The 618-nt window shown below is 48.2% G+C and carries 1 rRNA gene (only partly in view); it reads right to left on the reverse strand.

Features of this window, described 5'->3' with window-relative positions:
• A 23S ribosomal RNA gene (locus ACPGXI_RS17975) occupies nt 1-618 on the reverse strand (its annotated part extends 216 nt beyond the left edge of the window); the annotation flags it as partial.

Here is a 618-nt window from a genome sequence, read left to right on the forward strand (position 1 = left end):
GAGGCGACCACCCCAGTCAAACTACCCGCCAAACAATGTCCCCATTGCTAGGTTAGATTCCAGATAAATGAAGGGTGGTATTTCAACAACGACTCCACAACCTCTAGCGAGGCCGCTTCAATGTCTCCCACCTATCCTACACATCATTTACCCAAAACCAATGTTAAGCTGTAGTGAAGGTTCACGGGGTCTTTCCGTCCCGTTGCGGGTAATCGGCATCTTCACCGATACTACAATTTCACCGAGCTCATGGCTGAGACAGTGCCCAGATCGTTGCACCATTCGTGCAGGTCGGAACTTACCCGACAAGGAATTTCGCTACCTTATACATCATCTTTCAATTTAGCAAAGCCATGTGTTTTTGTTAAACAGTCGCCTGGGCCTATTCACTGCGGCCAGTTACGCTGGCGCCCCTTCTCCCGAAGTTACGGGGCGATTTTGCCTAGTTCCTTAGCCATGAATCTCTCGAGCACCTTAGAATTCTCATCCCAACTACCTGTGTCGGTTTACGGTACGGGTTCTCATAATCTGAAGCTTAGAGGTTTTTCTTGGAAGCCTTTAGGCACACTATCAACGCATCCGAAGATTTGTTGTACTATCACATTTCACCTAGCTCTG

Source organism: Mycobacterium sp. (genome assembly GCF_049608025.1).
Lineage (GTDB): Bacteria > Actinomycetota > Actinomycetes > Mycobacteriales > Mycobacteriaceae > Mycobacterium.